The 12,531-nt window shown below is 39.3% G+C and carries 11 protein-coding genes; 2 read left to right on the forward strand and 9 right to left on the reverse strand.

Annotated elements, in window-relative coordinates; translation table 11 throughout:
- The coding region (locus PL8927_RS02600; RefSeq protein WP_156093087.1) for a transglycosylase domain-containing protein at window positions 1-1,779 on the reverse strand (1,779 nt) is incomplete at its 3' end.
- 384 nt (window positions 1,780-2,163) lie between these two features.
- Here PL8927_RS02600 and tyrS point away from each other — a divergent pair.
- Entirely contained in the window at window positions 2,164-3,414 is a 1,251-nt protein-coding gene (tyrS, locus tag PL8927_RS02605) for a tyrosine--tRNA ligase (RefSeq protein WP_083617333.1), read from the forward strand.
- A 190-nt stretch (window positions 3,415-3,604) separates the two neighbouring features.
- On the opposite strand, the gene PL8927_RS28335 is transcribed toward tyrS, so the two are convergent.
- From PL8927_RS28335 to PL8927_RS02620, 3 genes are all read right to left on the reverse strand, one after another.
- The gene (locus PL8927_RS28335) at window positions 3,605-3,895 is read right to left on the reverse strand and encodes a hypothetical protein (protein ID WP_083617335.1); all 291 of its coding nucleotides are present in this window, start codon (window positions 3,893-3,895) and stop codon (window positions 3,605-3,607) included.
- Complete coding sequence (locus PL8927_RS02615) at window positions 3,882-4,154, reverse strand: BrnT family toxin (protein WP_083617337.1); 273 nt, start codon at window positions 4,152-4,154, stop codon at window positions 3,882-3,884. The genes PL8927_RS28335 and PL8927_RS02615 overlap by 14 nt, the downstream gene beginning before the upstream one ends.
- Before the next feature lie 107 nt (window positions 4,155-4,261).
- Window positions 4,262-4,579, reverse strand: a complete 318-nt coding sequence (locus PL8927_RS02620; protein ID WP_083617339.1) for a DUF433 domain-containing protein — start codon at window positions 4,577-4,579, stop codon at window positions 4,262-4,264.
- Between the two features lie 186 nt (window positions 4,580-4,765).
- On the opposite strand from PL8927_RS02620, the gene PL8927_RS02625 reads away from it, so the two are divergent.
- On the forward strand, window positions 4,766-5,017 hold the full coding sequence (locus PL8927_RS02625) for a hypothetical protein (RefSeq protein ID WP_231505891.1): 252 nt from the start codon (window positions 4,766-4,768) through the stop codon (window positions 5,015-5,017).
- Between the two features lie 53 nt (window positions 5,018-5,070).
- Here PL8927_RS02625 and PL8927_RS02630 read toward each other — a convergent pair whose 3' ends face one another.
- The 5 genes from PL8927_RS02630 to PL8927_RS02650 all read right to left on the reverse strand — a co-directional run bounded on the left by PL8927_RS02630 (window position 5,071) and on the right by PL8927_RS02650 (window position 12,510).
- Window positions 5,071-6,492: an MlaD family protein gene (locus tag PL8927_RS02630; protein WP_083617341.1), complete on the reverse strand. Its 1,422-nt coding sequence runs from the start codon at window positions 6,490-6,492 to the stop codon at window positions 5,071-5,073.
- Between the two features lie 58 nt (window positions 6,493-6,550).
- On the reverse strand, window positions 6,551-8,140 hold the full coding sequence (locus PL8927_RS02635) for an Hsp70 family protein (protein WP_083617343.1): 1,590 nt from the start codon (window positions 8,138-8,140) through the stop codon (window positions 6,551-6,553).
- A gap of 27 nt (window positions 8,141-8,167) precedes the next feature.
- Window positions 8,168-8,626 (reverse strand): D-aminoacyl-tRNA deacylase, encoded by a 459-nt coding sequence (dtd, locus tag PL8927_RS02640; RefSeq protein WP_083617345.1) that lies wholly within the window; start codon window positions 8,624-8,626, stop codon window positions 8,168-8,170.
- A 269-nt stretch (window positions 8,627-8,895) separates the two neighbouring features.
- On the reverse strand, window positions 8,896-10,059 hold the full coding sequence (locus tag PL8927_RS02645; protein ID WP_083617347.1) for a CobW family GTP-binding protein: 1,164 nt from the start codon (window positions 10,057-10,059) through the stop codon (window positions 8,896-8,898).
- 81 nt (window positions 10,060-10,140) lie between these two features.
- Entirely contained in the window at window positions 10,141-12,510 is a 2,370-nt protein-coding gene (locus tag PL8927_RS02650; protein ID WP_083617349.1) for a glycosyltransferase family 4 protein, read from the reverse strand.
- Between the last annotated feature and the right edge of the window lie 21 nt (window positions 12,511-12,531).

Raw genomic sequence — 12,531 nt, forward strand, 5'->3', positions numbered from 1 at the left:
AGTGGCGGGTTTCCCCTCTAACGCTTGTAACATAAAGTCACGCCAGATCGGAGCCACAATCGTTCCGCCCGTTGCCCCATAAGTTAGGGGAGTATAATCATCATTTCCCACCCAAACGGCCGTGGCTAAATCGGGAGTATATCCCGCAAACCAGATATCCCGTTCAGAAGACGTTGTTCCGGTTTTTCCCGCCGCCGGACGTCCAATTTGGGCGCGAGTCGCTGTCCCGCTATTAATTACCCCTTGTAGGACGTTATTGAGAGACGCCACCGCCCATTGATCCAAGACTAATCGAGGTTTCGGGGTATTATCCAATAAAATATTGCCTTGACTATCCGTAACTTGGACAATAAATGTCGGGTCAGAGTGCCAACCATCGTTAGCAAAGGTAGCATAAGCTCCGGCCATTTCCATCGGGGTTAAATCCACCGACCCCAAAGGTAGAGAAATAACGGGTTCAATCGGACTCTTAATTCCTAAAATTCGACAAACCTCAATCACCTGATTCAGTCCCACATCTTGACCCAATTTCACCGCCGGAATATTCAACGAACTTTCTAAGGCTGTCCGAACACTCACCGCCCCAGAATAACCCCCCCCATAGTTCTGAGGAGAATAGTAACCATAACCATCGGGATAACTGACGGGGCTATCATAAACCGTTGAATTTGGCCCGTATTTACCACTGGCAAAGGCGGCATAATAAACAAAGGGTTTAAACGCCGATCCGGGTTGACGCAACGCTTGAATGGCTCGATTGTACTGACTGGTTTTATAATCTGCCCCTCCCACCATTGCTTTCACAAAATGGGTACGCGGGTCAATGGCGACCAGGGCAATTTGGCCATTTTTTAAACTGCTATAAACCCCTCGATAGTACAAGGTTTCATGCCACTCACTGATCGTTTTCTCCGCCATGCGTTGGAAATTCATATCAATGGTGGTTTGAATCCGCATTCCGCCCTTAAGCACCGCCTCCCGACCAAAGCGTTCAGAAAGTTCCTGAACAACAGCTTCCGTCACATAGGGAAGACGGCTGCTGCTAAAGGAGGTAACTTTGCCAACGAGTAAGTTTTGTTTCTTGGCTTGGGCTTCTTCTTGGGGAGTAATCCACTGAAGATCTCGCATCCGCTTCAAAACCGTTAACTGTCTTTGTTTGGCTTTTTTGTAATCGACAAAGGGACTATAATCTTCCGGGGCGGGAATTAAACCCGCCATCAACGCCGATTCAGCTAAGGATAAATCCGCCGCCGATTTATTAAAATAACTGCGGGCTGCGGTTTCTACCCCATAAAGGTTATGACCCCAATAGACTTGATTGAGATACAGTTCTAAAATCTCATCTTTTGCTAAAATCTGCTCCAAACGAATCGCCATCACCGCTTCTGCGGCTTTGCGGCTAATGGTACGATTCGGGGATAAAAATAGGTTTTTCACTAACTGCATTGTTAGGGTCGAACCCCCTTCAACAGTGTTACCCGTTTCTAAGTTAGCGATAAACGCCCGGACAATTCCCGTGGGGTTAATGCCTTTGTGATAGTAAAAATTGCTATCTTCAATTGCAAGCACAGCCCGTTTGAGATGGGGTGAAATCTCGTTGAGGGAGACGACTTCCCGATTGGCTTCATCGTGGAGGCTGGCCAGAGGAACCCCTTTAATATCATAGATATGGGTGGTTTCTGTCGGAACATAGTTCTGTAATACCCGGACATCCGGCAAATTGCGGAAACTGACAGCCAAGCCGACCAGCCCTCCCGCAACGACAGAACTGGTTAACATCGTAACACCGAGTAAGGTTCCGGCAGTTACTTTGCTAACAGACTGAACAAAGTCGAACAACGTTGATGGGTTGTTGACCTGAACCTCCTGTGGGATTGTGTTAGTTGACGACACGTTTAATTTACTCCCTCAACGAAAACAGGGCTACTTGACATTTAGCGCTTGCAGATAAAAATATTAACTTTTTTTGAGCTTCGAGTGATAGCATATAACATTAACATTATGCAGTTAAACCCTACAAATAGATTTCTTTCGGTTTGGGTTGAACAGATCTCCTCCTAGTTGGGCGGGAAATGATAGAATCCCGAAGTTACAGATCAAATTTTAATTCCGGGATCAAGGTTAACGGATTTTACCCTAAATTGGCAAAAGAATTTTAAGATCATGTCTATTAGTCCCTCTTCTGTACATAAGGAATCGGCGGCGTCTCTACAAAATTTTCCCACCCTTCGCCGAGGGATTACTGAGATTTTCCCTGAGATTATCAGATCTGACAACCCGGATGAGAATTTAGGTCAACGATTATTAACAACAAATCGACCTCTACGGGTTAAATTTGGCATTGATCCCACCGCATCGGATATTCATTTAGGTCATAGTATCCCCATTCGTAAGTTACGCGCTTTTCAAGATGCGGGTCATATTGCTGTTTTAATTATTGGGGATTTTACCGCTAGAATTGGTGACCCCACTGGAAAATCTGAAGTCCGGCGTCAATTAACCCCGGAAGATGTACAGAAAAATGCTCAAACTTATTTAGAACAACTGCGTCCAATTTTAGATTTTGACACCCCCGGACGGTTGGAAATTCGCTACAATTCCGAATGGTTATCGCAATTAGATTTACCTAAAATATTAGAATTATTGGCAACGATGACCGTCGGACAAATGTTAGCAAAAGAAGGTTTTGCGCTGCGGTTTGAACAGGAAAGTCCGATTTATTTACATGAATTTCTGTATCCGTTAATGCAGGGTTATGATTCCGTTGCGGTGGAAGCGGATATTGAAATTGGGGGTACAGATCAAAAGTTTAATTTAGCAGTGGGACGGGATTTACAACGGCATTTTGGACAAAAACCTCAATTTGGGTTATTAATGCCAATTTTAATCGGGACGGATGGCGTTCAAAAAATGTCGAAGTCCCTAGGAAATTATGTAGCGTTATCGGAAGATCCGTTAACCATGTATTCTAAATTAGAGAAGGTTCAAGATAATCTATTAAACCAATATTTTGAACTGTTAACCAATCTTCCCCTCGATCAATTACCGGAAAATCCTAGAGACAAGCAAAAGTTATTAGGATTAGAAATAACGTCTCAATTTCACGGAAAAGAAGCCGCGTTAGAAGCTCAAAAAGCATCTTTAACCTTAATTCAAGGAGATGCTAAAACAGCAGAAGCCGTCCCTGAGTTTTCCTTAGCTGAAATTCAATTTCCGGCGAAGTTATTTTATATTCTCAGTGCGAGTAAGTTATGTAAAAGCAGCAGTGAAGCGCGGCGAGAAATTCAAGGAGGGGCGGTTAAGTTAGATGGCGATCGCATTTCTGAAGTTGATATAATATTTAATTCTATTGATGAATTAAAAGGGAAAGTTCTGCAAGTTGGGAAAAAGAAATTTATCCGTTTAATTCAGTAGGGGCGGGTTCTGTACAATCTTTCAAATCCCACAAATAATCTTGATAAACCCGCCCAACCCACCAAGATTTAACGTTAACANATCAAAAACCCCCCTCCAGTGATAAATCGGAAGGGGGTTTTTGTAGGAATAGATTTTTATTGTAAGTTGTACGTTTTTATTTTAGAAACTGATTAATTTCTAAATATTTTCAGGAAAAATTGTTTTTTGGCTTATCCCTATCGGGGTCGATCTGTTTTAATGATGGGTTAGCCTCTGCTGTGGAAGCGACAGCTTGATTGTCTCGGATCACTCGAATTAAAAATCGTAAAGCCTCATTAACCGCATCAGCACTAGCAAAAATCTCCGCAACATCCGGTTCTAAACGCACAGTAATTCCACCAAAACTTTTTCTTCCAGAACCTAACCTTCTGACTCGTAAGCTTTTCAAGTCATACTCGGTTCTAAGGTCATCTTCCATTTCTGATTTATCTTTCTTCATAAGCTTCTCGCTCGGTTCGTGTTACTTCCCTAGCACTAATTAGGCGAATTGAATCTTTTCTTTCTGTATACGACACAATCAACAGTCGCCCTCGGTTTGATTCTCCAAGAATCAAGTATCGTTTTTCGTCTTCGGAGTGGTCTGGATCATAAAAGTCAACATAAAGAGGGTCGTCAAAAACGGTTTTGGCTTCCTCAAATGAAACCCTATGCTTTGACAGATTTCTGGCTGCTTTATTTTCGTTCCACTCAAACTGCATAAAATTATTATATCACTGCCCACTTCCATTATTTTTATGATTTTCTATTCCTCAATACCTGTATTGACCAAATCAACATTTTATGAAGTTAGCTTAAATTGCTAGAGTCATTTTAATAGCCCTTGAGCGCGTAATCTAGCAGCAAAAGGAGATTCACCAGCTTCAAGTTCTGCCTGTTTAACATACTCTTCTCGTCGCTTTATTTCTGCGTCGAGTTCTGGTTTATGATCCCAATAATAAGCTAAAGCAGAAAGAATTTGGCTCATGGTTAAATAGCGATGATTGAGGTGCAATTCTGCTGGACTCCAACTATAAGCAATTTGAGTTTCAACTAATTCAACGACTTTCATCGTAGTTCCCGCTATGATAGGAACATTATCCTGATTTAGCTCTACATATTTATACTCGGTTTTTGTAAGTGTCATATTTTCTGCTTTGTTGATTGGCTTTTAAATAGAATGTCTATTTTCTAGTATACTTCGCCAAATTCTGTAATGTTATAATGTTTAAGTAAATTATTAAAGTTGTGATCGCACATCAATTCATTTTAAAATTTAGAAACCCCTATTGCCATACACCTCGTTATATCACTAAATCCTGTAGGTGTTATAATGTTAGTGTATACGCCTCAAGCAGCTAATTCTATGATTGTAACTGACTTATTACCACTGCTTCAAAGTTTATCTCGCGCTGACAAGTTACTGGCGATTGAGTTTTTGACATCGGAATTAGCGAAAGAAGAAACTCTTTCTCCGCTGAAAGATGGACAAACTTACGAAATTTGGTCACCTTATGATGCTTTTGAAGCGGCTCATATACTTGGAAAAATGTTAGATAAAGACAAGGAAAGTCAAGATGCTTAATTCCGAAGCAAAATCGCTCAAATTAGCCCTCTAGGGTAAAATTTAGCTATTCCCTATTCCCTATTAAATTGAGGTTGAGGAATAAATTTTTGATTTTGATCAATAGAATAATCTGTAGCGGAATTCATCAGTTGATCTACTGTTGTATTGGGTTCTGAAACTGCCCTATCGAGAGTTGAAGATTGATTAATGATTGAGAGTGTGACCTGAGTTTTTTCAACAGCTTTAGCCAAAGGTTCTAATTCTTCAGACATCGATTTTTGACGTTCTAAACGTTGAGTTGAGTTGAATAATCTCCCCAAACCATTAATTAAATTTTTGAGGTTATTTTGTAATTGTTCATCTCCGGTTAATTGATTAATATCTTCACTAATTTCTTGAAGGGTTTGCAGGGTATTTCGGGTAGAACTTAAAGTTTCTTGAATTAGGATTAAATTTTCAGGATCACTGACTCCTTTTGATAAATCTCGGAGGTTAGCCGATGCTGCTTCTGCATTCACTGAGGCGGCTTCCAAATTTTCAATAATATTAGCCTGTTCTAACTTAGTCATTACAGGAGTTAAAGTTCCGACTAAAACACTCAATTCTTTAGTCGTTTGATTGATATTTTCTAAAGTAGAAACTAAACTAGAGCGATTATTCGCTAATAACCCACTAAATTGATTACTAAGAGCGCTAATTTGATTCGCCGCACGACTGACAGAATTTGCAGAATCAACAGTAGCTTGAGCGACTTCTTTTGTGTCTCTTTGAACAAAAGTTGAAAGATTAGTCATTTCTGAAGTCAAAACATTAACTCCTTGACTGACCGATTGATTTAACCCCCCTATTCCCGTACCTACAGACGCATTTAATTCTTCAATTTCTGACTGAGTAACGGCTAAAAAGCTGGAGATTTTTCCACTCAATTTTATAGCTTCTTGAGCCGCATTAGAACTGCTCTTAGCTGCGCTATTCAAATTAGCATATAATTGAGGATCGCCATAGATTTCCGCAAAGTTGTATAAACTTGAAATTAGTTTCATCACATCAATTCCCAATTCTCCAGAAACGCGAGTATTATTACACAGAATTGTTTCAGGACAATCTGGACTTAGCGGATCGGCATCGGCTATTTTTTGAGAAATATTTCCTTTAGGAATAATATCAACATATCCTTCATTTAATAACCCAATCTGGTTAGATTGAATAATCACATTGCGAGGAATAATAAAACTGCTGGGGGAAATTTCTAACGTCACATCGACAGAATTTAAGGTGGCTTTAAGTTGGGTAACTCGACCGATTTTAACCCCTCGATATCGCACGGGAGTTCCGATTTGTAATGCAGAAGCATCAGGAAATTCTGCAATTAGATTGTAACTGCGCGTTCCTAAACTAATATTTTTGAGCCATAAAATTACGGCTCCCAGCAAACCTAATCCTAACAGAATTAATAAACCAACAGAACCTTCTCGAATGGCGCGCGATCGCATATTTTTCCCCTCTTGAAATCAGGATGAACTTAAAACCTGATTAATAACAAATTTCACCTTAACTTAACTGTACAACAACTTGATTATCTAAAAGCATTCTATTTGTCAATAAGTCTTCAACTGTTATGCGTAAAAATCGTTTTTCATCCACTTGGAATAAAACTTTAATCCGATCGCTTCCGGGGTTTCCTAGGGGAGTTAATTGAGCAATGGTTCGACCTCCTTGGGTATCATTCAATGATTGTACAATTTGACGTTGATCTAAACGACGAGTAATTAAGCGATCGCCATCAAAATAAACCTCTGTTCCTCCCGTTTCGTCTCCCAATTCTCCTAAAATTAATTCAATACTCGGTTGATTGTCTATTGATGCACCCAACACTAATTCTACAGGTGTTGTCATCGGGTAGGGTTGACCTGATTTGATAATCGGATGCCAATTGTGGCAATTATCTCGACGATTCCAATACCGCACCCCATAACTATGATATAAAAAATCTTCTATTTTTGTCCCTTGACTCAGTTGTAAAGCACCGTGAGAAATCGCCTCAAAAGGTTTTTCACAGCGAATCTTATCCGGTTTAAAATATTGCTGAATCCACGTTTGTACAGCCGGAATTTGAGCACTTCCCCCCACTAACAATACAGCATTAATATCAGACACTTCTATTCCCTGACGACGAGCTTGTTGAAATACTTTCCCGATAGAATCATCTAACATTTCAAAAAATTGAGCCCCTGTGAGAATCGTTTCAAACTCCTCTCTTGTTAAGGCTAATTCATAACTGTCTAAAGTTTGATCATCAAAATAAACTTCAGTGGCTTGACTGTGTAAAGATAATTGAATTTTTAATCGTTCCGCTAAACGAGTGGTTAAAGGCGTTTTCGGTAAACCTTGGGTTTGAGTAAAATAATCCACCAACCAATTATCAATATCTGAACCGCCTAAATTTTGTCCGGCTTTGGCTAAAACTCTGGCTGTTTTTACCCTCTGTCCTGATGATTCTGCAAAGGATTTTTGACCCCATTTTAAAATAAACCCTAACGGCTTTTTATTAGCACTTCCTTCTAAACGAACTAAGGAGAGATCTAAGGTTCCTCCTCCTAAATCAATCACTAATAAAAGTTCTTGATCCGCCTGTCCATATCCTAAAGCCGCCGCCGTGGGTTCATCTAACAGTTGTACCTGTTCCACATCAAGAGACTGAGAGACTTTTCCTAACCAATGGCGATAGGATTCAAAACTATCAACGGGAACGGTAAAAACCAAAGCATCAACGGTCATGGGAATTTGACGAATTGCGTCCACAATTCCAGTTAAAAACAATTCCCCAACTCGTTCAAAGCTAATTGTTTGACTATCAATTTCAGGTAAAAATCCCTGAATATTGCTACCAATTCCCCGTTTAAAATTTTTGAAAAACCGAGAATCATTACTAATATCATATCCTCCATCCCGCACTTGTTGACCTAATAAAATATCTCCTTGATTGGCATCTTTGAGATAAACTAAACTAGGAATTAAGGGCGGATTTTGGCTAGAAATTTGAGATAAATTAGGCAATTTTAAAGTTTCCGCTTGTTGTGTGACGGGATTCCAACGAGAAATAACCGTATTACTGGTTCCAAAATCAATTGCAATGGTCATTGTTCTGAATACTTTTAATTAAAAGAATTAAGGGTTTGCTTCTTTTTCTAAGGTTAAGGTAACAGGGCCATCATTTTCAATTAAAACTTGCATCATGGCTCCAAATTTCCCCGTTTCGACTTTTAAACCACTCAAACGCAATTGTTCAATAAACCTTTGATAGAGGTTTTGAGCCTGGTCTGGAGGCGCTGAACGATCAAAAGACGGACGCCTACCTTTTCGACAGTCTCCATAGAGCGTAAATTGACTGATAACTAATAATTCACCTCCGATTTCTTGGACGGATTTTTCCCATTTTCCCGTATTCGTTTCGGGGTCAGGAAATAATCGTAATTCTAAACATTTTCGAGCCATCCAGTTTAGTTCGATTTCGGTATCAGTTTCAGCAATTCCTACTAATAAGTTAAGTCCGCGTTTAATTTGACCAATAATTTCACCATTGACCCTGACTTCAGACGCATTTACCCGTTGAATTATCACCCGCATATCAATAATCAGTTATCAGTTATCAGTTAACAGTTATCAGTTTGTAGGAGCGGGGTTTCTCCCATTGGTGTTAACTTTAGCCTCCGAAGCCCTGAACTAAAGTTCGGGCTAAGAGCTAAAGTCATCTAAAGATGACTCAATACAAGTTTTTCTTAACCCGTTTTAACGGGTTTAAGCTTTTAGCCTGAAATTGATTTCAAGGCTTTTTGCTAATGGGTAACCCCGCCCCCTAACCGTCAACAGTCAACAGTCAACAGTCAACTATTAACCTATTTTCCAAACCCTTTCCCTCGGCTTGTGGAGGGTAGACATAAACAATTGTTGATTTGAAAATTTAAGGTTTCATGATCTAAACCTTGACCAATTAAAACTAATTGGTTTTTGGGTTCACCTTTCCACTCATCACCATCAATAGAAAACCGTTTTCCGCTTAAGTGAAAAATATGACGTTTGGGACTTTCATCAAACCATAAAATTCCTTTAGCGCGAAATACACTCGCCGGGAGTTGATTATCTAAAAAGTATTGAAATTTTCTTAAAGAAAGGGGTTGATCACTTTGGAAAGAAAGGGAGGTAAAGCCATCATTTTCTAAGTGGTTAGAATGATGATGATGAGCATGGTCATGGTCGTGATTATGGTGATGATGATGTTCATGATGATGTTCATGATCAGGGTCGTGATCGCACTGTTCATCACAAACATGATCTTGATGTTCATGGTCGTGTTCATGGTCATGATCATCGTCATGGGAATCAGATTCAGGATTAAAATATTTATCCGATTCAAATAATCCTACACTCAAAACTAAGGGGAGAGGAACTTGAGAGTTATGAGTGCGTAAAATTCGGGAATCTTTTTTCATATCCCGAATTCTGATCTCTAATAAATCGACATCCGCTTCATCGACTAGATCGGTTTTATTTAAAACAATAATATCCCCGTAGATAATCTGACTATTAGCGGCTTCACTGTTGAATAAATCCAAACTAAAATTCGCACAATCCACTAACGTTACAATAGAATCTAAACGAGTCATGTCCCGTAATTCTGTGCTTAAAAAGGTTAGCGCAACGGGAAGCGGATCAGCGAGTCCGGTGGTTTCTACCACCATATAATCCACTTTTTCAGAACGTTCTAAAACTTTATAAACCGCATTCACTAAATCTTCATTAATGGTGCAACAAACGCAACCATTACTTAACTCAACCATTGTATTATTTTCATCGGTATTGATAATCAATTCATTATCAATCCCAATTTCACCAAACTCATTCACCAGGACGGCGGTTTTAATTCCCTGCTGATTGGATAAAATATGATTTAGGAGGGTGGTTTTCCCACTCCCTAAGAACCCTGTAATAATGGTGACAGGCATTCCTCGCTTGGGGTCATCCATTGTTAATTCTGTGTTAGGTGTCACGGCTGATTGCATAGGGGTACTACCAAAAACGTCAAAAACTCAAACTGATAATTTTTAGTGTATCGTATTCTTTCCCAGATGACAATTTCAGAATTAAAGATTGTGGAATAAAACCTTTAATAATTGCTCAACGATAATTTTCCAAGTAAATTTTTGGGCGACAAAATTAGGCCCAATTTTTTGTAAGGTTTGATAAAGATTTCCTTTTTCGATCACTGTTTCCATTAACTCTAATAAATGATCTTGATCGGGTTCTAAAAAGAATCGAGTTTCACCTGTTTTTAACGTGATTTCTTCAAAGGTACTTCTAATTTTATAGACTAATGTTTCATTTGTAAAATCATCTGTTGGCCCTCCATCGGTACAAATTACCGGAACCCCGGTGGCGATCGCTTCTAATACGGGAAGATTAAATCCTTCGGCGGAATAGGGAGACACATAAGCATCGGCGGCTTGATAAAGTTGTGCCATTTCTAAGGAGGATAAATTGTTACCAATATAACGCAGTCGGGAAGAAACTCGTTGAATTTCGGCATCATTTAAGCTGTCTTTTGTAGCTTTTTTGAGATAATCTTTAGACGGAAAAATAGCATCTCTTCCTTTTAAAACTAATCGAGCTTCGGGGTATTTTTCGGTAAGGCGAGCAAAGGCTTTTAAAATCCGATCAATTCCTTGACGTTCATTCCACATTACCCCAATATTTAGGAAAATAAAACAATCATTCCAGCCAAATAATTGACGAAGTTCCTGTCGTTTTTCTTCTGATGTCGGGTGATAAATCTGAGGATCAACTCCTAAAGGAATAACCACCACTCGTTCAGGAACAGCACCACTGCGAATAAATCCTTCCCTCGACCAATGGGAAGAAGTAATAATTAAAGTATCAGAATTGCGATGTGCTTCTCTAAAACAGTCAATTTTCATCCCATTTAAAATAGATCGAGGCACAATTCCCCATTCTGTACAGCCAAAAATTGCTGTTTTTTTACTCGCAGAAGCCGTTAAATTAAAGGGACAATAAATTCGCAGGGTAACATCTGTTTTTTGACCCGTTTCAAGAACCGGAATTCTATCGAGTAAATCCTGTGCTTCTACATTTAATAATTGTTTGCTGGGTTTCCAGTCGGAGGTAACATAAGGAATATCTTGATGAAATACTTGTAAGGCTGGATATTTTAGCATTTCTAACAGTTGATAACTGTTAATAAAGGAATAGGAATGGGGAATATCTCGCCATCCTTCCACCAAAATACTATGGGGAGAAGATAAAGAAAGGGGAATATTATTGATCGGAGTTCCCCAGGATATCGGGGTTTCTTTTTGGCTAATTTCTAATATTTTATCAACGGTATGTTTCCAGGTATAACGTTCAGCTATCCATTCGGGAGCGATTTTTTTAGCTTGTTCTCGCCATTGAGAATTTTCTATCACTTCTTGCATTAATTCTACCAGATGTTCCCAACTGGGATGGATAAAAAATCGGCTTTGATTTTGAATAATTCGGGTTTTAAATTGACTGTTGATTTTTAAGCTAAACTGTTCATTTATAATTTCTGCTGTCGCGCCTCCAGAACTACAAATAATCGGTAATCCTGATGCGGCTGCTTCCAATACTGATAAATTAAAAGCCGTAGCAACATCCGCAGCTAAATAAGCATCAGAAATTTGATATAATTGAGCTAGGGCGGTACACGATAAGGGTTGATTCAAATAAGCAATTTTAGGCTTAATATCAGCGACTTGTTCCTCGGTTAATACTTCTTGAATAGCATGGGTTAACCACTGATCCGAGTTCTGAAATAAGGCTGATCCTTTTAACACTAATCGAGCTTGGGGATAGCGTGCTGCTATCTGAGTAAAAGCCCTTAAAATCGGTTTAATTCCATCTTGATCCTGTAAACTTCCGACATGAAAAAAGATAAAATAATCGTCCCATCCCCATTTTTTTCTTAATCCTATTCGTTCCGTTTCATTCAGGGGATGATAAATTGTTGGATCAACACCCCAAGGAATAACAATCACCTGTTGAGGATTTAAACCACTTCTGATTAAGCCTTCCCGTGACCATTCGGAAGGAGTAATTACAGTTACATCGGAATTTAAGCTCTGATTTTTTAAGTGAAATAACGGTTTAAGGGGTAAGGATGAGTTAATTAAAATTCCCCAAGGTGCAGTAGCATAGACTAGGGTTTTTTGACTGCGAGACGATTGAAAATTAAACGGTTGATAGACTCTGAGAGTAACATCAACAGCCGGGTTAATCGCTTGAGGAATGTGTTGTAAATGGGTTTCTAATTCCTGATTCAATAATCCAGTAAAAGGTTGCCATTCGGGTTTCAAACCCGGAATATCTTCATGGGTTAATTCTAAGGGCGATCGCTTCAACATTTCCAAGAGTTGAAATTGATTCGTGATACTATAGGAATGGGGAAAAGAACGCCAGCCTTCAACATGAATTCGCATACAGAACCTTCTAGCCAGATA

Source organism: Planktothrix serta PCC 8927 (genome assembly GCF_900010725.2).
GTDB lineage: Bacteria > Cyanobacteriota > Cyanobacteriia > Cyanobacteriales > Microcoleaceae > Planktothrix > Planktothrix serta.

What these genes read in the sequence shown, in the direction of transcription:
- tyrS (WP_083617333.1), top strand. Translation starts at nt 2,164, where the DNA reads ATGTCTATTAGTCCCTCTTCTGTACATAAGGAATCGGCGGCGTCTCTA.
- PL8927_RS28335 (WP_083617335.1), bottom strand. Translation starts at nt 3,895, where the DNA reads ATGAAGAAAGATAAATCAGAAATGGAAGATGACCTTAGAACCGAGTAT.
- PL8927_RS02615 (WP_083617337.1), bottom strand. Translation starts at nt 4,154, where the DNA reads ATGCAGTTTGAGTGGAACGAAAATAAAGCAGCCAGAAATCTGTCAAAG.
- PL8927_RS02620 (WP_083617339.1), bottom strand. Translation starts at nt 4,579, where the DNA reads ATGACACTTACAAAAACCGAGTATAAATATGTAGAGCTAAATCAGGAT.
- PL8927_RS02625 (WP_231505891.1), top strand. Translation starts at nt 4,766, where the DNA reads ATGTTAGTGTATACGCCTCAAGCAGCTAATTCTATGATTGTAACTGAC.
- PL8927_RS02630 (WP_083617341.1), bottom strand. Translation starts at nt 6,492, where the DNA reads ATGCGATCGCGCGCCATTCGAGAAGGTTCTGTTGGTTTATTAATTCTG.
- PL8927_RS02635 (WP_083617343.1), bottom strand. Translation starts at nt 8,140, where the DNA reads ATGACCATTGCAATTGATTTTGGAACCAGTAATACGGTTATTTCTCGT.
- dtd (WP_083617345.1), bottom strand. Translation starts at nt 8,626, where the DNA reads ATGCGGGTGATAATTCAACGGGTAAATGCGTCTGAAGTCAGGGTCAAT.
- PL8927_RS02645 (WP_083617347.1), bottom strand. Translation starts at nt 10,059, where the DNA reads ATGCAATCAGCCGTGACACCTAACACAGAATTAACAATGGATGACCCC.
- PL8927_RS02650 (WP_083617349.1), bottom strand. Translation starts at nt 12,510, where the DNA reads ATGCGAATTCATGTTGAAGGCTGGCGTTCTTTTCCCCATTCCTATAGT.